Here is a 22,698-nt window from a genome sequence, read left to right on the forward strand (position 1 = left end):
AACGAATGGAGGACCGAATGTTCAAGCGCATCCTCGTCCCGACGGACGGTTCCGACATCACTGCCAACGCGGTCAGCACTGCCATCCAGCTCGCCAAAGTGCATGGCGCCCAGTTGCTGACGCTCAGCGTCATGGAGCCCTTCCCCTACAGCGCAGTCTCGGAGATCCAGCCCGTGCCGCCGCAGGAATTCATCGATGCCCAGCAGCGCGTTGCCACCCAGCGCGTCGAGGCCGTCAGCGCGACGGCGGCGGCCCAGGGGCTGGCCTGCAAGGGCCACACCGTCGAGGCCTTGCACGCCTGGGAAGCGATCATCGACCACGCCAAGACCGAGGGGGTCGACCTCATCGTCATGGCCTCCCACGGCCGCCGTGGCGTCGCCGCCCTGCTGCTTGGCAGCGAGACACAGAAGGTGCTGACGCACACGGACCTGCCAGTCCTGATCGTCAAGTGATCCCTCGCGGCGCCTGAGGCGGGCGTCCGGCATGCCCGCCCCCGCCCGGCTGTACAAGGAAGACCATGCGCGCCGCGATGTGCCGCCATGTACCGGCATGTGCCGCCATGTGCCCCAATCAGCGGCAGGGTAAATACCCTCTCTTGATCCTCGACGTGGCGGCTCGAGATGTGCCGCATGTTCAGCTTCTTCCATCCCAGGCCCGTCATCGACGCGCGGCCCGTCGCCGAGCAAGCGGTCCGGCAGGCGCAGCCGGGCCTGCCCGCACTCACCGCAACGGGCGCCGCGACGCACCGGCCAAGCTGCTCCCGACCACCGATCCGCTTCACCGTCGACTACGGCCTGCGTGAGTACATCGCGGTCGTCCAGGAGCACCTGTCCACCGTGCTGACCGAACGGGGCCTGGCCCACAAGCGCCAGAGCTTCGGCCTCCAGCTGACGCTGGCACTGCTGATCCCGCCGGTCTTCTTCCTGAAGCGATGGCGGATCGGCCGTTGCCGATTCGAGATCAACGGGCAACGGCTGACCCGCCGCAGCCGCGGCGGCGTCCTGATCGTGCCATGGCAGGAGGTCGTCGTCCTGCACGCCTACAGCGGCGCCTATCTGGTCTCGACGCCAAAGGGCGCGATGCCCTTGCCTTACCGTTGCTTCAGCGCCAACGAACGGCTGCACTTCGAGGCCTGGACGGCCGGCATCCGAACGGCATGACGGCGCATGGCACCGCCGCGCGCATCAATGCGCGCCGTGCAGCATGGTGGACACGCCGAGCGCCACCGCCAGGCCCACGACCAGCCACAGCACCTGGGCCAGCGTCTCGCGCCAGGCCAGTCGCTGCTGCAGCTGCGGCAACAGGTCGGCCACCGAGATGTAGATGAAGCTGCTGGCGGCCAGCACCAGCAGATAGGGCAGCACGCCCTCGAAGCTGCCGATCAGAAAGTAGCCCAGCACGCCGCCGACGACCGAGGCCATGCCCGAGATCGCGTTGAAGAACAGCGCCTTGGTACGCGACAGGCCCGCGTTCAGCAGCACGATGTAGTCACCCACCTCCTGCGGGATCTCATGGGCCACGATGGCCAGCGCCGTCGCAAAGCCCAGGCGCGTGTCGGCCAGAAAGGCTGCCGCGATGATGGCGCCGTCGCAGAAGTTGTGGATGCTGTCGCCCACCAGCACGGTCAACCCACCGCGGCCCGCCTGCTCGGCGTCGAAATGGTGGTGGTGGTGGTGGCCGTCGCCCTCGTGGTGGTGAACATGCCGGTACAGCTCCACCTTCTCCAGCAACCAGAAGAACAGCAGGCCGCCGAGCAGCACGGCGAACAGCGTCTGTGGCTGCGCCGTGCGGCTTTCGAAGGCTTCGGGCAGCACGTTCAACAGCGAGGTGCCAAGCAGGATGCCTGCCGACAGGCTGACAAGGCTTTTCACGAGACGGGTCAGCACGCCAACGGTCAGGCTCGCGGCGACGAGCACCGACAGCAGCCCACCTGCGAAGGTCGCGAGCACGATGTAGAGAAGGGTCATGGGATCAGGCAAAGCAACGGGCCGCTGTTGCGGCCCGACTACTGTCAGCGTAGCAGAGCTGTCAAGCGACACCGTTCTTCTTGAACCAGGCCAGGCAGCGCGTCCAGGCGTCCTCGGCCGCGGCCCGGCGGTAGCTGGGCCGGTAGTCGGCGTGGAAGGCATGCGGCGTGTCGGGGTAGACAACGAATTCGCACTTGGTGTTGCCAGCGGCCTTCAGGGCGGCCTCGAGCTGGGTCAGCGTCTCGACCGGGATGCCGGCATCCGCCGCGCCATACAGCGCCAGCACCGGCGCCTTGATGCTCGCGGCTTGCTCGATGATGGTCTGGTCGCCGTCGTGGTAATTGCGCCCCACCGGGCCGTACCAGGCCACCGCCGCGGTCAGCCGGGGGTTGTGGGCTGCATAGGACCAGGCCGTGCGCCCACCCCAGCAGAAGCCGGTGATGCCGAGCTTGCCCGTGTCACCGCCGTTCGCGGCGGCCCAGGCGACCGTCGCGTCGAGATCGCCGTTGACCTGGGCGTCGGACGCCTTGGCGACGACCTCGCTGATGAGTTTGGGGATGTCGGTGTAAGCGCCGGCATTGCCGTGGCGCACGAAGAGCTCCGGCGCAATGGCCATGTAGCCCTGCTGGGCCAAACGCCGGCAGACGTCAGCGATGTGCGCGTGCACACCGAAGATCTCGCTGGCCACCAGCACGACGGGCAGATTCTTCCGGCCTGCGAGCGCCGCACGGTAGGCTGGCATCTGGAAGTCACCCACCGCGATGCTGACGGTGCCGGCCTCCAGGCCCGCCGTGTCGGTCGTGATCGTCTGCGCGGTCACCGGCAGCACCGCAGCCGCGAAGCCGCCGCTCACCGGCGTCTTCACGACGCTGTGGCGGCTGAGGTCGCGGGACGACGCGAGGGTGTCGATCTCGTCTTTCGACATGAGGTCTCCCGGGGCAGTGGTTACGAAGGGGCGTCAAATTTTGCCCCGACAATCCCGCCATGACGCAGCGTCCCGACTCCGCGAACAGCCTTTGGGCCTCCATCGACATCGGCTCCAACAGCTTCCGCCTCGAGTTGGCCCGCCTGAGCGGCGAACGCTACCAGCGCGTCAGCTACATCAAGGAAAGCGTGCGCCTGGGCGCCGGCCTCGATGCGCAGGGCATGCTGACCGAGGAGGCCATGCAGCGTGGGCTGGCCTGCCTGAAGGGTTTCGGCGAGCAGCTCGTCGGCATTCCGCCCGAACGCATCCGTGCCGTCGCGACGCAGACGCTGCGCGAGGCCCGCAACCGGAATGCCTTCCTGGCCCGCGCACAGGCCGTGCTGGGCCATCCCGTCGAAGTCATCGCCGGCCGTGAGGAGGCCCGCATGATCTTCGCCGGCGTCGCGCGCCTGCAGCCGTCCAACAAACCTCGCCTTGTCATCGACATCGGCGGCCGCTCCACCGAAATGATCCTGGGCCGCGGCCGCAAGCCGCTGCTGGCCGAATCCTTCGGTGTCGGCAGCGTGGGCCTGTCGCTGCGCTTCTTTGGCGACGGCCAATACACCGCCGAGGCCTTCCGGGCCGCCCAGGTCGCGGCCGGTGCCGAGCTGGAAGAAGCGCTGACGCTGTTCCGCCCCGAACTCTGGCAAGAGGCGCTGGGCTCGTCGGGCACCGTGGGCGCGGTGTCGCAGATCCTTGCCGCCAGCGGCCAGACCGACGGCCGTGTCACGCCAGCCGCGCTGCGGTGGTGCATCGAGCAGTGCATCGCCGCAGGGTCGCAGGACAAGCTACAGCTGCCCGGTTTGAAGGACGACCGCCGCCCCGTGGTCGCCGGCGGCCTGTGCATTCTCTACACGCTGCTGACCCAGTTCGGCATCGCCGAGCTGCGGGCCACCAAGGGCGCACTGCGCCAGGGCGTCATCTTCGACCTGGCCGAGCGCCTGCAGCCCAGCGGTGCACGTGACCCGCGCGGCGCCTCGGTCGCCGAGCTGCAGCTGCGCTTCGGGGTCGACGTCGGCCAGGCCGAACGCGTCGCGGCCCAGGCTGAGCGGCTCTACCGCCACCTCGCGCCCAGGCCCCCTGCCGAGCTGCTGCGCGATCTGCGTTGGGCGGCGGCTCTGCACGAGATCGGCATGCTGGTCTCCCACCATGACCACCACCGCCACAGCGCCTACCTGATCGCCCACGTGGATGCACCGGGCTTCTCGACCAACCAGCTGCAGCGCCTGGCCACACTGGCGCTGGGCCAGCGCGGCGGCCTGCGCAAGCTGGAATCTCAGCTCGCGGACCCGGACTTGCTGGAGCAGATCGTCTCGCTGCGCCTGGCCGTCATCCTCTGCCATGCGCGCACGCCGGTGCAGGGCAGCGCCCCGGTGCTGCAGCGCGAAGGCCGGCGGCTGACACTGCGCTGTCCCAAGAGCTGGTCCGAAGGCCAGGCGCGCACTCGCTTCCTGCTGAAGGAAGAGGCCGACGCATGGGCCCGCACAGGCTTGCTGGAACTCGCGGTGGCCTGAAGGCCACGCGCCGATCACAAGGCGTCGGGCCCCTGCACCGCGTGCAGCGTCACCTCGGGCTCGCCGTCCCGCTGGCGCCATCGCAGCCACCACACGGCGCCCTTCTTGACCGCCCACTCCTGCTCAACGCCGGCCAGCAGCTGCGCGGCCAGGCACCCCAGCGTCGGCTGATGGCCGCAGATCAGCACGGGCTCGCTGGACTTGGGCCAGCGCGAGGCCTCGATGAGGGCCGTGATCGCGGCATCGGGCGCAAGGGACGGCACGATGCGGACCTCGCGGCCCAAGGCCTCGGCCGTCTGGCGGCAACGCAGCGCCGGGCTGACGAGCACGCGTGTCGTTGCCGCCAGCCGGTGGTTGAGCCAGGCCGCCATGCGCCGCGCCTGGCGCTCGCCCTTGGGCGTCAGCGCGCGCTGCAGGTCGTCCTGACCGGGGGCAATGACCTCGGCTTCAGCATGGCGCCAGAGAATCAGGTCCATTCCCCTTGCCTATTCGGAGTAGCGCCGCATGAGCGCCTGCTGGGCACTGACGCTGCCGTGGGGGTCCACCCGCGCCGAGCGGCCATCGGGGCCGAGCTGCCAGGCGTCCATGGTGTCGTGCAGATAGGGCTGCAGCGCCTCGTCGATGACGCGCTGGCGCAGCCGGGGGTCCAGCACCGGCCAAGCCACTTCGATGCGGCGGAACATGTTGCGGCTCATCCAGTCGGCACTGGACAAGAACAGTGATTCGCCGTCGTCGGTGGCCGTGGCTTCGGACCAGCGGAAGTAACAGACGCGCGAATGCTCCAGGAAGCGGCCCACGACCGAGCGCACGACGATGTTGTCGCTGACGCCGGGCAGGCCCGGTGGCAGCATGCAGGCGCCGCGCACGATGAGGTCTATCTTGGCGCCGGCCTGGGCGGTACGCAGCAGGCCGTGGATGAGCTCGGCATCGGTCAACGCATTGATCTTCACGACAACGCGCGCGCCCTTGTAGCCGGCGAGCGCGGCCGCCTCGACCTGAGCCAGCAGCTCCAGCATGCGACTGTGCATGTTGAAGGGCGCCAGTAGCATGCGCCGCGGCGCCTTGAACTTGCCCAGCGAGGCGAGCTGGCGGAAGACGGAATCGGCGTCGGCCGTCAGGTCGGCGTCGGCCGTCAGCAGGCCGAGGTCGGTGTAGAGGCGCGCCGTCTTGGGGTTGTAGTTGCCGGTCGACATGTGGGCGTAGCGGCGTAGCTTGCCGCTCTCGCGCCGCATGACCAGCAGCAGCTTGGCATGGGTCTTGTAGCCGACGATGCCATACACCACCTGCGCGCCCACGGCCTCCAGCCGCTCCGCCCAGTTGATGTTGGCCTCCTCGTCGAAGCGCGCTTTCAGCTCCACGACGGCCATGACCTCCTTGCCGCGCCGCGCCGCTTCGATCAGCAGATCCATCAACTCGGACTTGGCACCGGTGCGGTAGATGGTCTGCTTGATGGCCAGCACGTCGGGGTCGGCCACCGCCTCGCGCAGCATCTGCACGACGGGCTCGAAGCTCTCGAAGGGATGGTGCAGCAGCACGTCACCCTTCTTCAACCTCTCGAAGATGGACTTGTGGCGCGGCAGCCGGCCCGTGGGCCAGGCCGGCTCGAAGGGCTTGAAGCGCAATTCCGGCGCGTCGGTCAGGTCGATGAGCTCGTTCAGGCGCACCAGGTTGACCGGGCCATTCACGCGGTACAGCGCCGCAGCGGGCAGACCGAACTGTTCCAGCAAGAACTCCGACAGCTCGGCGGGACAGGTGTTCACGACCTCCAGCCGTACCGCGCGGCCGAAGTGGCGCGTCGTCAGCCCTGATCGCAGCGCGTGGCGCAGGTTGGCGATCTCCTCCTCGTCCACCTCCAAGTCGGAGTCGCGCGTGACACGGAACTGCGAGAACGCCTCCACCTTGCGCCCCGGGAAGAGCTCCTCCAGATGGGCGCGGATGACGCTGGTCAGCAGCACATAGGCCTGGCGGTTGTCGCTGATGCTGGCGGGCAGCTTGATGACGCGCGGCAGTACGCGCGGCACCTTGACGATGGCGATACGGTTGTCGCGGCCGAAGGCGTCCTTGCCCGACAGCCGGGCGATGAAATGCAGCGACTTGTTGGCCACCTGCGGGAAGGGATGGGCGGGATCCAGTCCCACCGGCACCAGCAACGGCCGCACCTCGCGCTCGAAGAACTTGGCCACCCAGCGCCGCTGCGGCTCGTCGCGGTCCGCGTGGTTGAGGATGACGATGCGTTCGCGGTTCAGCAACGGCGTCAGCTGTTCGTTGAAGACGTGGTACTGCTCGTCGATCAGCGTGTGCGCCGCGCGACCCACGCGGTCGACGTCCTGGCCCGTCACGGTGCTGAGCGGATCGCGCGCGGCCTCCAGCATGTCGGCGAACCGCACCTCGAAGAACTCATCCAGGTTGCTCGACACGATGCAGATGTAGCGCAGCCGCTCCAGCAGCGGCACGTCCTCGCGCTGGGCCTGGGCGAGCACGCGCCGGTTGAACTCGAGGATGGCCTGTTCGCGGTTGAGCAGCTTCATCGGGGTCGGGTCGGTCATGAAGAAAAGTGTATGAAGCTTGTGTGACAACGCGTTGAATGCCCCCCGGGATAATCCGGGCCATGCATCTGATGATTCCCCATGCCGGCGCGCTGGACGAAGCCGCGCGGCATGCCTTCGGGGCCCTGCCCCTGCCCAACCTGACCGCCCTGCTGGCACGTCTGAGCTTGGCCGAGACCTGGGGCAGCGACGAGTTCTCCCCCCAGCCGCCGCACCACCTCGCGTTGGCCGCGCTGCGCGGCCAGGCCCAGCCCAGCGCGGCCGCCTGGGCCGTGGACGCCGATACAGAGTTGGCGTGGGCGCTGATGACACCGGTGCATCTGGCCGTCGGCACCGATGGCGTCGACGTGCTGCCGCCGGCGGCGCTGCAGCTTTCCGAGTCCGATGCGGCCCGCTTCGCGGCCGTGTTGCAGGAACTCTGGCCCACCGCCGAAGGCTGGCACTGGCGGATGCTGGACGCAACGCGCTGGGCGATCGGCCATGCGACGGCGCTGGAAGGCCTGAGCGCCGCCAGCATCGAGCGCGCCGCTGGCCGGCCCATCGAGCCCTGGCTGCCCGACAGCCGCGTGCTGCGCCGCTGGCAGAACGAAGCCCAGATGCTGCTGCACGGCCATGCGCTCAACCTGGAACGTGAGGCGCGCGGCCAGCACGCGATCAATTCGGTGTGGATCGGCGACATTGGCCGCTCGAACGGCCGGCCGGCCAACGTGAGGGTGGACGCCCGCCTGACCGAACCACTGCTGAACGGCGACCTCGCCGCCTGGGCCGAGGCCTGGCAGCGCCTGGACGCCGGGCCGCTGGCCGGCGAGCTGACCAGCCTGACGCTTTGTGGCGAACGCTTCGCGCGCCGTTTCACGGCGCAGCCCCTGTCGCTGGTCGAAAAGCTCAGGCGCCGTCTGAAGGCGCCCGACGTGAGCGCAGTGCTGGAGGCCCTGTGAACTCGCCCAGGCTGGTGGAACGCGAAGTGCCGCCGCGCACGGCCTGGGCGCTGGAACAGGCCGGCGTCGCGCCGCTGCTGGCCCGGCTGCTGGCCGCACGGGGCGTGCGCGAAGCAGCCGAGCTGGACGAAAGCCTGACCCAACTGCTGCCGCCCGCCGGCCTGAAAGGCCTGGACGACGCCAGCCGCCTGCTGGCCGATGCAGTCCAGCAAGGCGAGCGCCTCGTCATCGTGGCCGACTACGACTGCGACGGCGCCACGGCCTGCGCCGTCATGCTGCGCGGCCTGCGCCTGCTGGGCGCGCGGCCCGAGCAACTCGGCTACGTCGTGCCCGACCGCGCCGTGCATGGCTACGGCCTGACGCCCACCATCGTCGATCTTGCGCTGGAGCAGCAACCGGCTCTGCTCGTCACGGTGGACAACGGCATCGCAAGCCTCGCCGGCGTGGCCCATGCCCGCGCGCAAGGCCTGAAGGTGCTGGTGACCGACCACCATCTGCCCGCCCTCATCGACGGCACCGTCGTCGTTCCCGAGGCCGACGCCATCGTCAATCCCAACCAGCCGGGCTGCGGTTTCGCCAGCAAGTCGCTGGCTGGCGTGGGTGTGGCCTTCTATGTCCTGATGGGCCTGCGCGCCGAGCTGCGCGCGCGCGGCGCGTTCACGGAAGTTCCACGCCTGGACGGCCTGCTGGACCTCGTTGCACTGGGCACCGTGGCCGACGTCGTCAAGCTCGACGCCAACAACCGCCGCCTTGTCGCCCAAGGTCTGAAGCGGATGCGGGCAGGTCGCGCCCAGCCGGGTGTCATGGCCTTGTTCTCAGCCTCCAAGCGCGACGCCAGCAAAGCCCAGGGCTTCGACCTCGGCTTCGCTTTGGGACCGCGCATCACCGCCGCCGGCCGGCTGGCCGACATGACGCTGGGCATCGAGACGCTGACCACCGACGACCCGGAACGCGCGCTCGAGCTCGCCACCCAACTGGACACGATCAACCGCGAGCGCCGCGAAATCGAGAGCGGCATGCGCGAGATGGCCGAGGCACGACTGGACGGCCTCATCGAGGCGCTGGAAGGCGCGCTGCCGCCGGCCGTCGCACTGTTCGACGCTGACTTCCATGAGGGCGTCGTCGGCATCGTCGCCTCGCGCATCAAGGACCGCGTGCACCGCCCCACCTTCGTGTTCGCGCGTGGCGCGGACGGCCAGCTCAAGGGCTCGGGGCGTTCCATCCCGGGCTTCCATCTTCGGGACGCACTGGACCTCGTCGCCAAGCGCGAACCCGAGCTGCTGGCCAAGTTCGGCGGCCATGCGATGGCCGCCGGCGCAACGCTGGCGATCGACGACGTGAACCGCTTTGCGCTCGCGTTGGCCCGCGTCGCCGAGGAGTGGCTGAGCGACCAGGACCTGACCCGCACGCTGCGCCACGATGGCGCCCTGCCCGCCGAGGCCGCGACGCCGGAGACCGCGCGGCTGCTGGATACCCAGGTCTGGGGCCAGGGCTTCGAGCCGCCGGTGTTCTGTGACCGCTTCGAGCTGATCTCGCAGCGCCTGGTAGGCGAGAAGCACCTCAAGCTGCGGCTGCGCCAGGCCGGCCGCCTGGTCGACGCGATCTGGTTCAACCACATCGACATGCTGCCCGAGCGGGCCATACTGGCCTACCGGCTCAGCCTGGACGAGTGGCAGGGCCAGCAGCGCATCCAGTACATCATCGAGGCCTGTGCCTGAAGTCTCCTCGCCGAACGAGGACCTGAGCAGGTCTCGCTGACCGCGCTGCGGTAGCGCCAGGGCGTGACGGAGTTGGCAGGCCCGCCAGGCCCACCGTCGCCCGTCACTGGAATGTCACAGGGGCTTTCAAGAATCCGCGCCGCCAGCCCGGATGTCCCGGGCCGACGCGCCGACCCGGAGCCCCTCATGCGCGCCAGCGCGCCCGACCCCCTTGCCGACGCCCTCGATCGACTGATCGAGCAGCGCAGCTTCGACATCCACTTCCAGCCCCTGATCGCCATCGACCGTGCCGAGATCTACGGCTTCGAGGCGCTGACGCGCGCGCCGGCCAATGGTCCCCTTCATTCGCCGCTGGTGCTGTTCGAGGCCGCCGCCCGGCTGGGCCGACTCGTCGAACTGGAGCAACTCATCATCCGGCGCGCCATCCAGCGCTTCAAGGCCCTGGGCCTGCCCGGTCTGCTCTTTCTCAACGTCACGGCCGACACGCTGATGGTGGCGCGAGAGCATGCCGGACTGCTGGCCGGGGAGCTCGCCGAGCTGGGCCTGTCCACCTCCCGCGTCGTCATCGAGCTGACCGAGACCCGCCCCATCGAGGACCTCGCACAGCTGGACGGCGCGCTGCAGGCGCTGCGTGAACGGGGCTTCCGCGTCGCTCTGGATGACCTGGGCGAGGGCTTCGCGTCGCTGCGTCGCTGGATGGAGATGCGCCCCGATTTCGTCAAGATCGACCGCCATTTCATCGACGGCATCGCCCAGGAGCCGCTGAAGCAGCAGTTCGTGCGCTCCATCGTCGAGATGGCCGTCACCAGTGGCTGCGAGGTCGTCGCCGAAGGCCTGGAGCAGGAACCCGACCTCGAGGTGCTGCGCCGCCTGGGCCTGACCATCTGTCAGGGCTACCTGTTCGCTCGCCCTAGCGCCTCGCCGCGCGCTTCCTTGAGTGCGCAATGGAGCGGCCGCCTGGCCACCGAGGCCCAGCCGCGGCTGCTGCAGAACGACCTCGCCCTGCCGTTGGCCCAGGGTGCCATCACCAGCGCCGGACAGCTCGCCCGCCGCGGCCTGACCGTCACCCCCGCCACCAGTTGCCGCAGCATCATCGACCTCTTCCACGCCGACGACCAGTTGCTGGCCATTCCAGTGCTGGACGACCAGCAGCGCCCCATCGGCGTGCTGCGCTCGCTGCACGTGCTCAAGCGCAGCACCGAGCGGTACTTCATGGACATCTTCGAGAAGCACAGCTGCGTCGAGCTGATGGACACCAGCCCGCTGGTCGTCGACGTCGCCACGCCGCTGCGGGCGATGAGCGACGCGCTGGCCAACCTGGACGAGCGCCTGCTGATCGACGGCTTCATCGTCACGCGCGACGGCACCTACTTCGGCCTGGGCCGCAGCTCCGACCTGCTCAAGGCCGTGTCCGACCTGCAGGTCCATGCGGCACGCTACGCCAACCCGTTGACGTTGCTGCCCGGCAACGTGCCCATAGATAACCATCTCGACTGCCTCATCGAGGCCGGCGAGACCTTCGTGGCCGTGGTCTGGGACATCGACCACTTCAAACCCTTCAACGACGTCTACGGCTATCGCATCGGCGACGACATCATCCGCCTCGCCGCCCGCGTGCTGACCCAGGCCGCCGACCCCCAGGTCGATTTCGTCGGCCACATCGGCGGTGACGACTTCGTGATGGTGCTCAGCAGCACCGACTGGGAAGGCCGGCTTGAACGCATCTGCAAGGCCTTCGACACCGGCGTGCGCAGCTTCTTCTCCGCCGAGCACCTCGCGGCCGGCGGGTACGAGACGCTGAATCGCCAGAACCAGCCCAGCTTCCATCCCCTGCCGACCATCTCGGCCGGCGCAGTGCTGCATCTGCCAGGGCATTTCGAGAACGCGCGGGCGCTGAGCGCGGCGCTGGCCGAGCCCAAGCGCGTTGCCAAGGGCCGTGCCGGCGGCAGCCGCTTCTTCGTCGACCGCCGCCAGGCCCAGCCGCTGCTGCTGATGGCGCAGCATTGGTGACGTAACCATTGCCAACCGCCTGGTGATCGCGGGGCTGACACAATCCGGGCGTGAACCTCGCCCCCACGCTCAACGCCGACCTGCACTGCCACTCGGTCGTCTCGGACGGCACGCTGACACCCGAAGCCCTGGCCGGGCGCGCCAAGGCCGCGGGGGTGGAGCTGTGGTCGCTGACGGACCATGACGAGATCGGCGGCCAGCAACGTGCCATCGACGCCGCCCGGGCCCTGGGCCTGCCCTACCTGACGGGCACCGAGATCTCGGTGACCTTCGCCGGCCGTGTCGTCCATATCGTCGGCCTGGGCTTCGACCACCACGCCACCGAGATGGTCGAGGGTCTGCGCGCCACACGCGGCGGCCGTGAATCACGCGCCCGCGACATGGCGGCCAGCCTGGCTCAGGCGGGCATCCCCGGCGCATTCGAGGGTGCGCTGAAGTATGTCGGCAACCCGGAGCTGATTTCCCGCACTCATTTCGCGCGCTTCCTCGTCGACGGGGGTTTCTGCAGCGACGTGCCCGAGGTCTTCCGCCGCTTCCTGACCGAAGGCCGGCCAGGCTTCGTGCCCCACAAATGGGCGTCGCTGAAGGACGCGGTGGGCTGGATCACGCGCGCCGGCGGCATTGCCGTCATTGCCCACCCGGGCCGGTACGACTTCACGCCCACCGAGGAGTACGCGCTGATCACCGAATTCATGGGCCACGGCGGGCGCGGCATCGAGGTCGTCACCGGCAGTCACACGGCGGCGGAGTTCGGCCGCTACGCCGACATGGCCGTCGAGTTCGACCTGCTGGCCTCGCGCGGCTCGGACTTCCACAGCCCTGAAGAGAGCCGCGTCGATCTCGGCACGCTGCCGCCGCTGGCGGGCCGGCTGACGCCGGTGTGGGCGGCCCTTGCTGAGCGGATTCACCACTGATGGCCCAGCTCTTCGAAGTCCACCCGGACAACCCGCAGCCGCGCTTCCTCCGCCAGTGCGTCCAGATGCTGCAGGCCGGCGGCATCGGCGCCATCCCCACGGACTCCAGCTACGCCTTCGTCTGCCGGCTGGACGACAAGGCCGCCGTCGAGGCGCTGCGCCGCGTGCGCGGTGTGGACGAGAAGCACCATCTGACGCTGCTGTGCCGCGACCTGTCCGAGTTGGCCAACTACGCGATGGTGGACAACCGCCAGTACCGCCTGCTCAAGCTCGCCACGCCCGGCGCCTTCACCTTCATCCTGCCGGCCACCAAGGAAGTGCCGCGGCGGCTCTCCCACCCCAGCCGGCGCACCATCGGGCTGCGAGTCCCCGACCACAAGGTCACCCAGGACCTGCTGACCCTGTTCGGCGAGCCGCTGCTGTCCACCACCCTGATCCCACCGGGTGACAGCGAGCCCATGAACGATGCCGCCGCCGTCTGCGAGCGCCTGGATCGGCAGCTCCAGTTCGTGCTGGACGCGGGAGCCTGCCCGGCCCAGCCCACCACCGTGTTGGACCTGAGCCAGGGCGAAGAGCCCATCCTGGTGCGTCAGGGCCGTGGCGAGATCGCCCGGCTGGGCCTGCAGCTCGACTGAACAGCCCATGCTCGCGGCGGGGCGCCGCAGCTCATCCAGCGTTCTTGCAGTTCATCCGGCGCGGCCGGCGCTTGATCGCAGCGGCCTGGAAGTGCACGGCTCCATTGCCGAAACTGACTCCATCGAACAAGCAATCACGCGGTTCGAAACCCACCGAAATGGAGTCCATCATGAGCAAGCAAATCACCTTCTTCGCCGCCGTTGCCGCCCTGGCCTTCTCCGCCGCCGCACACGCCGCTCCGCGCGACGTTGTCAAGCTGGAGCGCGTCGTCGTCACCGGCAAGGCCACCCGCGCCGAACCCCAGGTCGTGACGCAGCTGCCGCGCGTCGTCGTCATCGGCTATAGCGAAGCCACGCTGCTGCGCCAAACCCTGGCCGCCGCCAAGACCACGACCAAGCACGCTTGATCCCGGCGTCGTCACAACATGCGAATGACGCCTTTTTCCACCACCGTCGAGCCGAGTCGCCAGCGCTGCTGAGTCAGTGCTGCCGACTCGGCTCGGCCCGCTCCAGGATGTCGAGGATGCGAGCCCGGTCGAAGCCGATCACCGTCCGCCCACGCACGACGAGCGTGGGCGTGCCCATGCCGCCCAGGGCCTGGTAGTCAGCCAGGCATTGCGCGTCGCGTTCGATGAAGCACTCGTCGAACGCGATGCCTTCATGCGTCATCCAGCGCCGCGCCGCCATGCACCAGCCGCAGGTCTCGGACGAGATCATGCGGATGTCACCCGGCCTCACCTGCCGAACCAACCGCTCGGCATCCCCGGCCGCGACGTGGCCGCGCCAGGCCCAGGAGGCCGCGGCAGTCAGCGCGATGACGACGAGCAATGAGCGTGGAGGCAGTGGCATGCCCCACATCCTAGGCGGGCGTCAGTACACCTCAGGCACGATGAGGTCGTCCGGCACCGGATGCCGGATGTAGTCCTCGCGACGTTCGCGCGCGGGCAGCTGGATGTCGGCGTGCTGCACCTCCTGATAGGGCATCTGCGACAGCAGGTGGCTGATGCAGTTCAGGCGCGCCCGCTTCTTGTCATCGGCCGGCACGATCCACCAGGGCGACTCGGGGATGTGGGTGCGCTCGAGCATCACCTCCTTGGCCTTGGTGTACTCCTCCCAGCGGCGGCGCGACTCCAAATCCATGGGGCTGAGCTTCCACTGCTTGAGCGGGTCGTGGATGCGGCTCATGAAGCGGATGCGCTGCTCATCGTCGCTGATCGAGAACCAGTACTTGATGAGCTGGATGCCCGAGCGCTGCAGCATGCGCTCGAACTCGGGCGCGGAGCGGAAAAACTCCTCGTACTGCTCGTCGGTGCAGAAACCCATCACGCGCTCGACGCCGGCGCGGTTGTACCAACTGCGGTCGAACAGCACGATCTCGCCGGCCGCCGGCAGGTGCGACACGTAGCGCTGGAAATACCACTGCGTGCGCTCGCGGTCGTTGGGCGCGGGCAGCGCAGCGACGCGGCACACGCGTGGGTTCAGCCGCTGCGTGATGCGCTTGATGACGCCGCCTTTGCCCGCCGCGTCACGCCCCTCGAACAGGATGACGACCTTGTGGCCCGTGTGCTGCACCCAGTCCTGCAGCTTGACGAGCTCGCTCTGCAGCCTGAACAGCTCGCGGAAGTAGCGCCTACGCTCGAGGGTGGCGTCGGCCGGGACGTCGCTCGGCGTCGTGCCGTAGTTGCGGTCTTCGAGCTCGAGCTCCAGTTCCTCGTCGAAATCGTCCTGCAGGTCGCGGTGAATGCGCTTCACCAGTTCGTCTTCGATATGGCTCACAAGAGGCTCCTGGCCGCGACGGCGGCCCTGGCCGCCAGCCTAGGCCAGCGACGTGGCGGACTTGTGACAAACCCGCACTTGACGACCTCGTTTACAGACGTAATCATTCGCCATCGTTTACATACGTAATCATGAAGAACCCACCGCCCCCCATCAGTGATGCCGAAGCCCAGGTCATGCGCCAGCTCTGGCAGCGCGCCCCGAAGGCCGCTGACGAGATCGCCGCCGCGCTCGGGCCCCAGCAGGGCTGGCAACTCGCCACCGTGAAGACGCTGTTGAACCGCCTGCTGAAGAAAGGCGCCGTGACCGCCGAACGGGACGGCCGGCGCTTCCTGTATGCCCCCGCCATCCCGGAGGACGCCTGGGTGGCCGACGCGGGCCTGTCGCTGATCGACCGGCTCTTCGGTGGGCGGCTGGCGCCGCTGGTGGCGCAGTTCGCGTCGGAGCGCAAGCTCACCGACGACGATCTCGCTGCACTGAAGGCCTTGCTGAAGGAGCAGGAGCGTGGTTGATCTCGGTTGGCACCTGCTTCTGCAGCAGGCCTTGCTGCTGAGCCTGGGCATCACCCTGCTGGCCCTGGCCCGCCCCCTGCTGAATCGCGCCGGTCCGGCGGTGACCTACGCCGCCTGGCTGCTGATCCCGCTTTTGCTGGCGACCGCAGCGCTGCCCCGCCCGGCCCAGGAGCCGTTGCGGCTGCTGCTGCAGGCCACCGACCTCGGCGGGGCTACGGCGGCCTCGTCCCTGCGTGCGGCGGCGGCCACGCCCGGCCCAGACTGGCCGCAGTTGGGCACGCTGCTGTGGCTGGCGGGTGCGGCGCTGACGCTGTTGGCGCAATGGCGGCGGCAGCACGCACTGGAACGCCAGGGATCATGCCTGCCCGCCGGTAGCAGCCCGGCGCTGATCGGCCTGCTGCGCCCACGCATCGTGCTGCCGGCCGACTTCGAGCAGCGCTTCACGCCCGCGCAACAGCGGCTGGTGCTGGCCCACGAACAGATGCATCTTCAGCGGCTGGACAACCTCTGGACGTTGCTGGCCACCCTCGTGGTGGCACTGAACTGGTGGAACCCGCTGGCCTGGTGGGCGCTGCGCCGCATGCGCGCCGACCAGGAGCTGGCGTGCGATGCGGCCGTGCTGGCCCTCGAACCGGACTCACGCGACATCTACACCCAAGCCTTGCTGGCCGCCCATGGCCTCAACGATCACGCGGCGCCACTGGCCAGCCGCTGGATCACCGTCCATCCCCTGGTCGAAAGGATTTCCATGCTGAACCGTCCCCGCCCCATGACCCGCCGCCATTCGGTCCTGCTGGCCGCCGGACTGCTGCTGACCAGCACCCTGGCGTGGACGGCTCAAACCATGCAAGACCCCAGCCCGACAAGTGCGCCCCAGGTCGACATCGAGCTGGAACTGAGCCTGCTGCCGCGTGACGGCTCCGCGCCCATCCCCATGGGCAAGTCCATGCGCCTCATCACCGAGGCCGGACTCCCGACCGCCGTCAGTTTTCAGCGTGGCGAGCCGGACGATCTGCACTGGGACCTCGTCATCTTCCCCACCATCACCGCACCCGGCCAGATCCGGCTGGTCACCATGTCCCAAGACGGCCCCCCCCTGCAGCGTGGTGCAGTCCACGCGGACAACGTGGCCGAGGGCGCCTGGACCGAACGACGCGTGGCTTCGGCCAGCGGCGGCCCCGACTTGCTGATGCGCCGCAAGGCCAGCGTGCGGGTCGGCCCGCTGCCCTTGCTGCAAGCCCAGCCCACCACGCGCTAGAGAGGGCGATGGCATGACCGAGCTGCTCACCACCTTGCTGATGCAGGCCTTGCTGCTGTGTCTTGGCGTCGCATTGCTGTGGGCCCTGCGCCCGCTGCTGAGACGTTTCGGAGCCGGCGCCGTCTACATGGCCTGGCTGCTCGTCCCCGTGTTGTTGCTGACGCCCGCCCTGCCGCGCCCCACCCAGGAGCCCCTGCGGCTCGTCGCGCAGGCAGCCGGTGGCGGCAACGTGCCGATCGCCGTGCCGACGCTGCCCACGCCAACCCGGCATCAGGCCCCGCTGTGGCTGGCGCTTTGGCTGGGCGGCACGGCCGTGGTTGCACTGGTGCAGGCGCGCCGGCAATGGCGGCTCGCTCGCCTGGGCGAGCGCCTCCCGGCCGGCAGCAGCCCGGCCCTCGTGGGCCTGCTTCGCCCTCGCCTGGCACTGCCGCTGGACTTCGAGGCGCGCTTCGACGCCGCCGAACGCGAACTGGTCATCGCCCATGAACTGGTCCACCGCCAACGACTGGACAACCTTTGGAACCTGGTCGCCTGTGCGATCACGGCCCTGCACTGGTGGAACCCGCTGGCCTGGTGGGCCGCGCGGCGCATGCACGCGGACCAGGAGCTCGCCTGCGATGCGGCGGTACTCGCCGGCCGCCCTGGCGCGGCGGCCACCTATGCCCGTGCATTGCTGGCGGCGCATGGACTCGACACCCTCGGCGCGCCGCTGGCAAGCCGCTGGGGCAGCAACCACCCATTGATCGAAAGGATCGCCATGCTGAAACGCCCTCTGCCCCTGACGCGTCGCCGTGCGGCCTTGCTCGGCTTCACCCTGCTGGGCGTCGGTTTTGCCGCCTATGCCGCTCAGGCGGAGACGCCCGGTGCTTCGCCGCCCACGACCGCCATGGCCGAGATCCGGCTGACGCTGTCCTCCGGCGAGTTCAACGCCTCACCGCGGCTGATCCTGGCCCTGGGTGCGCGCAGCAGCCTCCAGTTTGAGACTTCCGCCGGCGAGCGCTGGCGGCTGGACTTCACCGTCACACAGGCCGCCGACGGCAAGCTGCAAGTCCTGACCCAGCCACGCTATGCAGGCAAGACCCTGGAGCCGCAGACGGAGGTGCTGGCGCCCGGAGAAGCCTCCGAGCGGCGCCTTGGGGGTGCCGATGGCGTGCCTCCTCTGCTCATGACGCGCGTCGTCACGCTGCTGCCGGCGGACTTCAAGCTGCCATCCAGGAAGGCACCCGCACTCTCGCGCTGACCTGTCTGCCGCGGCTGCGGCGCGGCCGGTGTGCGGCGGACCTGCGGCTCGACGGCAGCTGGGTCCAGTTCGCCGACCCGCACCGCGCATGGGCCGTTGCAGGCCCAGTTGGCTGCCGGCCGGTCTCCGCCCGAGGTTCCTGGCCTAGGAACGCTGGTGAAAGCCGAGCTCGGCTCGTCCTTGCAGTTGTCGCCCGGGCAGCCGCAGGCACCAATGCGCCGGCATGAACGAGCCGCGCAACGGGTCCGCGAACTTCGCATCCAGGACGCGGCTTGGCGCGCGGCGCGCGACACCCAGTAGAGTCCCGTCCTCCCGCCTCCACCCTTCCCCGATCGATGAGCCTTGCCGACGTGCGCTCGGCGCTGAACGCCGAACTGTCGGCCACGCCCGAGTACTACGACTTCAAGGTGCAGCATGCCGAGCGCGATGGCGTGCTGTGGCGGGTCACGCTAGAGGCCGGCTATGTGTTCGCCGAAGGTCAGCGGCCGGGAGCGGCATCGGCGCTGGCGCTGCTGGATGACAGTCTGGACGGCGCCGCCGCCTGGTGGGGTGCGCCGTCCAAGGGCGGTGCCAGCGTGCTGGCCGTGCTCGCTGAGGAGGACCAGCTGGTGCTCCAGAACGCGAGCAGCGCGCCGCCACCGGCGGGGCACCTGATTCGCCTCTACCCCACCCGCTTCCTGAATGCCGTAGCCGACGCCTGGTGGGACACGGGCTGGGCGGAACAGGCGCTGGCCTGCCTGCCCGACCTTTCGCGCCCGCGGCCCCTGGCCGGCGGCACGACGCTGACGGGCGAGCCCTTCCGCTGGCTGCGCCCGGCCCAGCGCACTGCGCTGGCGCTGACCGGTTTCAGCAGCGCCTTCCTGTGGGGGCCGCCAGGCACCGGCAAGACAACGACGCTGGGCGTGCTGCTGGCCGAATACCTGGACCGCCACCCGCACGCACGCGTGCTGCTGCTGTCCACCACCAACCAGGCGGTGGACCAGGCGACGCTGGCCGTGGACAAAGCCTTGCACAAGGGTCGGCGGGAAGCCCTGCGCGCCACGGTGCAGCGGCTGGGCACGCGCTTCGACGCGGCAGCGTACGAAGACCGCGAACACCTGTTGCCCACCCAGGACCGCGACCTCATCTCCCGGCTGGCGCGCGCTGAAAGCCAGCGGCCTTCGGCCCGTGACGCCACCGCGCTGAAGGCCTGGGCGGACCGTGTCGCGGCCTTGCGCGACGAGCTGCGCAGTGCGTCGCTGAAGGTGTTGCAACGCTGCCGGCTGGCGAGCATGACCACCACGCGCGCCGCCTTCACGCTGAAGACCTTGCGCGAGCTGGCGGTCGATGGCGAGCCGCCCTTTGACCTGCTGGTCTTCGACGAGGCCAGCCAGGTCAGCCTCGCCCACGCGCTGACGTTGATGCCGCTGGGCCGCGCCCGGCTGTTTGCGGGCGACCCCCAGCAGCTGTCGCCGGTGCTGCGCAGCGATGACCGGCTCGCGCGACGCTGGCTGGGCCGCTCGGCGTTTGCTGAGATGCCGCGCGCCGGCGCGTCGGTGGCGCTGCTGGACGAGCAGTCGCGCATGGCCGCGCCCATCGGCGACCTCGTCAGCCAGTTGTTCTACGACGGCGCACTGCGCGTGGCGGCCGACGCGCAGACGTCCGCCCCATGGCAGGCCGCCCGGCGGCGGGCGCTGGGGGACATCGGGCCGGACACGCAGGTGCATGTGCACCACGTCCAGCGGGACGGTGGCTGGTCCGCCCATGAGCGCGGGCCAGTGCGGCACGAGTCGGCCGAGGCGATCGCAGCGCTCGTCGCCGACGCGCTGGCCGGCGACGATTGGCGGGCCGACGAGTTGATCGTGCTGACGCCGTTCCGCGCGCAGCGGGCCCGGATCCGCCAATGCCTACGCGCCCGTGGCGTGCCGGATGCGCTGCGGGTCAGCACCGTGCACCGCGCCCAGGGCAGCGAGGCGCCCGTGGTGCTGTTCGACCCGGCGGACGGCGCCCAGCCATTCCTTCAGGGCGAGGAGGCCCGGCGCCTGCTCAACGTGGCAATGAGCCGCGCTCAGGCCAAGCTGGTGCTGTTCGTGTCCCCCGCCGACGCGACGGGCGCGCTGCTCGCGCCCCTGATGCAAAAGTTGCGGCTTGCAGCCGATGTGCGCGAGGCGCAACCCCTGCTGGAACTGGCACGCCACCCCGACTTCCCGGCCAATGCCGTTGGCCGACGCGTGACGGCAGGCCGGCACACCGGCGAGGTGTCCCGCGCAAGCAAGGACGGGCGCCAGTTCTGGCTGCTCAATGCCGCGACCGGCGCGGAGCAGCTGTTCGACGCGGGGTTCTGGCGCCAGCGGGCGCGCAGCGGCTGAACGCCTCGGCACCTGGCCGCGTAGGCTCACCAGGCGGTCTGCAGACGGTCCAGCTTGCCAGACACGCCGACCCAGGCTTGGTGGTCGGCGGGCGGCGCCTGGGACCGGGTGATGGGGCGCCAGCCCGGCGCCTGCGCCAGGCGCGCATTGAGCGCCACGAAGGGCGCCTGCGCCGGTGTCACCTCGTTGGCGCCGACGATGGCGCCCACGGGACACTGCGGCACGCACACCGAGCAGTCGATGCACTGCTCAGGGTCGATGACGAGAAAATTGGGACCTTCGACAAAGCAGTCCATCGGGCAGACGCTGACGCAGTCTGTGTACTTGCACTTGATGCAGGGCTCGGTGACGACAAAAGGCATGGGAACTCGGCGCGGCCGGCGCCTGCAGGGCGGCCGCGTGCGCCGCACGGCGCAACGCAATCAGCTGGGAAGGCAGTAGTTTGCCTGGCCGAACAAATCGATGCCGCATGCCAGGTCTTCAACCCAGTCGATGAACTCCCCGACGGCCGCGCCCACCATGGGCGAGCCGTGCTGGGGCGCGATCATCTGGATGTCCAGCTGGCGCACCATGGCTGCCCACAGGCGCAGCACCTTGTTGCTGACCATGTAGCGGCGGTGGAAGCCCTCCATGCGCGGGATGTGCGCGGCCAGCGACGTGACGGGCTGCTCGGGATTGAGGCTGGCGCCCAGCGAGGCGCCGAGGTCGCCGGAGAACAGGATGCGGCTGACCGGGTCGTAGAACTGGAAATTGCCCTCGGCGTGCAGGAAATGCGCAGGCAGTGCCCACAGCTCGAAGCGGTCCGTGCCGGTGCCCAGCTGCAGTCGCTGGCCCTCATCGGGCAGGCCGATGATGCGACCCGTCGTCTTGCCGGGCTTGCAGAAGTGGGGTGCGAACCGCTCCCAGATGCGAGAGATATAGACCGGTGCCTCGGTCGCCGTCATCCACCGGTCCAGCGACGCGATGATGTCCGGGTCAGCATGCGAGGCCAGGATGGCGGCCAGCTTGTGCGGCGCGAAGAACGCCGACATGCCGAGGTAGAGCTCGTTGTAGGCAATGTTGCCGCCAGGGTCGAGGATCGCCCCCGTGTCACCGTTCACCAGCAGGAACTGGTTGGCCTGAACGGCCTCGCCCCCCTCCTCGCCCAGGCGGCAGAACATGACGCAGACATGCCGCCCCTGGCGGAACAACTCGATCGACACGTGGACGGTTCCCTCGTTGGAAGAACCGGCAGGCTAGCGCCGCCCCCGGCGTGGCGGCTTGTCAATGATCAATGCAAGGGCATTCAGCCCCGCAGAATCTTCAGACCGCTGCGGTGACGACGATCTCCACCCTCCACTCCGGCCGTGCCAGGCCGGCAATGACGGTGGCGCGAGGCGGTGTGTGGCCGGTGGACACCCAGGCGTCCCAGGCAGCGTTCATGCCGGGGAAGTCCGCACGGTCGGCCAGGAAGATCTGCGCCATCAAGATGCGGCTCTTGTCGGTGCCGGCGCGCGCCAGCAGCTTGTCGATGGCGGCCAACACCTGGGCGGTCTGGCCGGTGATGTCGGCGCCCGCGTCCTCGGGCACCTGGCCAGCGAGATAGGCCACGCCGTTGTAGACGGCCATCTCCGACAGGCGGGCGCCGATATCGAAGCGTTCAACGGGGTTGGAGGCGGTCATGCTTTCTTCCGGGTCTTGATGGATTTGACGGGGGGGGCTGCGGCTTTCTGGCCCAGCCGGCTTTCGGTGCCGGCCAGCAGCTTCTTGATGTTGGCCTGGTGGCGCCACACCAGCAGCAGGCCCATGATGATGAGGGCCAGCGCGGTAGGGCCGGCTTCCCAAATGAGCAACTGATACATCGGCGCGAAGGCGGCCGACACGATGGCCGCCAGCGACGAGTAGCGGCTGAACCAGGCGATGATCGCCCAGGTCGCCAGCGTCGCAACCCCTAGCAGGGGGTTGAGCGCGAAGATGACGCCGGCTGCCGTGGCCACGCCCTTGCCGCCCTGGAAGCGGAAGAACACCGGCCACAAGTGGCCGAGGAAAGCCGCCAGGCCCACCATCGCGGCCGTGCCTTCTTCCAGTCCGAAGCGCGGGCCCCAGATCAGCACGGCCAGCACCGGGAGGTAGCCCTTCAGCGCATCGAACACCAGCGTCAGGATGGCCGCGGCCTTGTTGCCCGAGCGCAGCACGTTCGTGGCGCCGGGGTTGCCGGAGCCGTAGCTGCGCGGGTCCGACAGCCCCATCGCGCGGCTGACGAGGACGGCGAAGGACAGGGAGCCGATCAAGTAGCCGGCGATCGCGGCGAGCAGGGGGAGGAGAGTCTCTTGCATGCCCCTCATTGTGCGTTGGCCGCCCGGCCGATTCGCCGCGGAC

At 69.3% G+C, this 22,698-nt stretch carries 23 protein-coding genes; 13 read left to right on the plus strand and 10 right to left on the minus strand.

Annotated elements, in window-relative coordinates; translation table 11 throughout:
- Nucleotides 1-17: 17 nt before the first annotated feature.
- Nucleotides 18-452 (plus strand): universal stress protein, encoded by a 435-nt coding sequence (locus VGF12_RS16160; protein ID WP_331177070.1) that lies wholly within the window; start codon nucleotides 18-20, stop codon nucleotides 450-452.
- Nucleotides 453-629: 177 nt separating this feature from the next.
- Nucleotides 630-1,160, plus strand: a complete 531-nt coding sequence (locus VGF12_RS16165) for a hypothetical protein (protein ID WP_331177071.1) — start codon at nucleotides 630-632, stop codon at nucleotides 1,158-1,160.
- 24 nt (nucleotides 1,161-1,184) lie between these two features.
- Here the strand turns inward: VGF12_RS16165 and VGF12_RS16170 are convergent, their stop codons facing one another.
- Together VGF12_RS16170 and VGF12_RS16175 are read right to left on the minus strand one after the other, a co-directional pair.
- Nucleotides 1,185-1,967, minus strand: a complete 783-nt coding sequence (locus VGF12_RS16170) for a ZIP family metal transporter (protein WP_331177072.1) — start codon at nucleotides 1,965-1,967, stop codon at nucleotides 1,185-1,187.
- Nucleotides 1,968-2,028: 61 nt separating this feature from the next.
- Entirely contained in the window at nucleotides 2,029-2,892 is an 864-nt protein-coding gene (locus VGF12_RS16175) for a dienelactone hydrolase family protein (protein ID WP_331177073.1), read from the minus strand.
- A 59-nt stretch (nucleotides 2,893-2,951) separates the two neighbouring features.
- On the opposite strand from VGF12_RS16175, the gene VGF12_RS16180 reads away from it, so the two are divergent.
- Complete coding sequence (locus VGF12_RS16180; RefSeq protein WP_331177074.1) at nucleotides 2,952-4,445, plus strand: Ppx/GppA phosphatase family protein; 1,494 nt, start codon at nucleotides 2,952-2,954, stop codon at nucleotides 4,443-4,445.
- A gap of 14 nt (nucleotides 4,446-4,459) precedes the next feature.
- Here the strand turns inward: VGF12_RS16180 and sixA are convergent, their stop codons facing one another.
- Nucleotides 4,460-4,921: a phosphohistidine phosphatase SixA gene (gene sixA / locus VGF12_RS16185; protein ID WP_331177075.1), complete on the minus strand. Its 462-nt coding sequence runs from the start codon at nucleotides 4,919-4,921 to the stop codon at nucleotides 4,460-4,462.
- 9 nt (nucleotides 4,922-4,930) lie between these two features.
- Nucleotides 4,931-6,991, minus strand: coding sequence for a polyphosphate kinase 1 (ppk1, locus tag VGF12_RS16190; protein WP_331177076.1), 2,061 nt, complete (start codon nucleotides 6,989-6,991; stop codon nucleotides 4,931-4,933).
- Nucleotides 6,992-7,053: 62 nt separating this feature from the next.
- Between ppk1 and VGF12_RS16195 the strand changes: the two genes are divergently transcribed.
- The 6 genes from VGF12_RS16195 (at nucleotide 7,054) to VGF12_RS16220 (ending at nucleotide 13,613) form a co-directional block, all read left to right on the plus strand.
- Nucleotides 7,054-7,929: a hypothetical protein gene (locus VGF12_RS16195; protein ID WP_331177077.1), complete on the plus strand. Its 876-nt coding sequence runs from the start codon at nucleotides 7,054-7,056 to the stop codon at nucleotides 7,927-7,929.
- On the plus strand, nucleotides 7,926-9,647 hold the full coding sequence (gene recJ / locus VGF12_RS16200) for a single-stranded-DNA-specific exonuclease RecJ (protein ID WP_331177078.1): 1,722 nt from the start codon (nucleotides 7,926-7,928) through the stop codon (nucleotides 9,645-9,647). The genes VGF12_RS16195 and recJ overlap by 4 nt, the downstream gene beginning before the upstream one ends.
- A 186-nt stretch (nucleotides 9,648-9,833) precedes the next feature.
- Nucleotides 9,834-11,657, plus strand: coding sequence for a bifunctional diguanylate cyclase/phosphodiesterase (locus tag VGF12_RS16205; RefSeq protein ID WP_331177079.1), 1,824 nt, complete (start codon nucleotides 9,834-9,836; stop codon nucleotides 11,655-11,657).
- Between the two features lie 50 nt (nucleotides 11,658-11,707).
- A complete protein-coding gene (locus VGF12_RS16210) occupies nucleotides 11,708-12,571 on the plus strand; it encodes a 3',5'-nucleoside bisphosphate phosphatase (protein ID WP_331177080.1) in 864 nt (287 codons plus the stop codon).
- Nucleotides 12,571-13,206, plus strand: a complete 636-nt coding sequence (locus tag VGF12_RS16215; RefSeq protein WP_331177081.1) for an L-threonylcarbamoyladenylate synthase — start codon at nucleotides 12,571-12,573, stop codon at nucleotides 13,204-13,206. The genes VGF12_RS16210 and VGF12_RS16215 overlap by 1 nt, the downstream gene beginning before the upstream one ends.
- 170 nt (nucleotides 13,207-13,376) lie before the next feature.
- Nucleotides 13,377-13,613 (plus strand): hypothetical protein, encoded by a 237-nt coding sequence (locus VGF12_RS16220; protein WP_331177082.1) that lies wholly within the window; start codon nucleotides 13,377-13,379, stop codon nucleotides 13,611-13,613.
- A 73-nt stretch (nucleotides 13,614-13,686) separates the two neighbouring features.
- Here VGF12_RS16220 and VGF12_RS16225 read toward each other — a convergent pair whose 3' ends face one another.
- Entirely contained in the window at nucleotides 13,687-14,055 is a 369-nt protein-coding gene (locus tag VGF12_RS16225; RefSeq protein ID WP_331177083.1) for a glutaredoxin family protein, read from the minus strand.
- 21 nt (nucleotides 14,056-14,076) lie between these two features.
- Nucleotides 14,077-14,982, minus strand: a complete 906-nt coding sequence (ppk2, locus tag VGF12_RS16230) for a polyphosphate kinase 2 (protein WP_331177084.1) — start codon at nucleotides 14,980-14,982, stop codon at nucleotides 14,077-14,079.
- A gap of 131 nt (nucleotides 14,983-15,113) precedes the next feature.
- On the opposite strand from ppk2, the gene VGF12_RS16235 reads away from it, so the two are divergent.
- The 4 genes from VGF12_RS16235 to VGF12_RS16250 all read left to right on the plus strand — a co-directional run bounded on the left by VGF12_RS16235 (nucleotide 15,114) and on the right by VGF12_RS16250 (nucleotide 20,340).
- The gene (locus VGF12_RS16235) at nucleotides 15,114-15,494 is read left to right on the plus strand and encodes a BlaI/MecI/CopY family transcriptional regulator (protein WP_331177085.1); all 381 of its coding nucleotides are present in this window, start codon (nucleotides 15,114-15,116) and stop codon (nucleotides 15,492-15,494) included.
- Nucleotides 15,487-16,752 (plus strand): M56 family metallopeptidase, encoded by a 1,266-nt coding sequence (locus VGF12_RS16240; protein WP_331177086.1) that lies wholly within the window; start codon nucleotides 15,487-15,489, stop codon nucleotides 16,750-16,752. The genes VGF12_RS16235 and VGF12_RS16240 overlap by 8 nt, the downstream gene beginning before the upstream one ends.
- Before the next feature lie 13 nt (nucleotides 16,753-16,765).
- On the plus strand, nucleotides 16,766-17,992 hold the full coding sequence (locus VGF12_RS16245; protein ID WP_331177087.1) for a M56 family metallopeptidase: 1,227 nt from the start codon (nucleotides 16,766-16,768) through the stop codon (nucleotides 17,990-17,992).
- A 335-nt stretch (nucleotides 17,993-18,327) separates the two neighbouring features.
- Nucleotides 18,328-20,340 (plus strand): DEAD/DEAH box helicase, encoded by a 2,013-nt coding sequence (locus VGF12_RS16250; RefSeq protein WP_331177088.1) that lies wholly within the window; start codon nucleotides 18,328-18,330, stop codon nucleotides 20,338-20,340.
- A gap of 26 nt (nucleotides 20,341-20,366) precedes the next feature.
- Here VGF12_RS16250 and fdxA read toward each other — a convergent pair whose 3' ends face one another.
- The 4 genes from fdxA to plsY all read right to left on the minus strand — a co-directional run bounded on the left by fdxA (nucleotide 20,367) and on the right by plsY (nucleotide 22,655).
- Nucleotides 20,367-20,702: a ferredoxin FdxA gene (fdxA, locus tag VGF12_RS16255; RefSeq protein WP_331177089.1), complete on the minus strand. Its 336-nt coding sequence runs from the start codon at nucleotides 20,700-20,702 to the stop codon at nucleotides 20,367-20,369.
- A gap of 60 nt (nucleotides 20,703-20,762) precedes the next feature.
- A complete protein-coding gene (locus VGF12_RS16260) occupies nucleotides 20,763-21,542 on the minus strand; it encodes an MBL fold metallo-hydrolase (protein WP_331177090.1) in 780 nt (259 codons plus the stop codon).
- 100 nt (nucleotides 21,543-21,642) lie between these two features.
- Nucleotides 21,643-22,002, minus strand: coding sequence for a RidA family protein (locus tag VGF12_RS16265; protein WP_331177091.1), 360 nt, complete (start codon nucleotides 22,000-22,002; stop codon nucleotides 21,643-21,645).
- A complete protein-coding gene (gene plsY, locus VGF12_RS16270; RefSeq protein WP_331177092.1) occupies nucleotides 21,999-22,655 on the minus strand; it encodes a glycerol-3-phosphate 1-O-acyltransferase PlsY in 657 nt (218 codons plus the stop codon). The genes VGF12_RS16265 and plsY overlap by 4 nt, the downstream gene beginning before the upstream one ends.
- Between the last annotated feature and the right edge of the window lie 43 nt (nucleotides 22,656-22,698).

It is taken from the genome of Roseateles sp., assembly GCF_036404855.1.
In the GTDB taxonomy this organism is placed as follows: domain Bacteria; phylum Pseudomonadota; class Gammaproteobacteria; order Burkholderiales; family Burkholderiaceae_C; genus Pelomonas.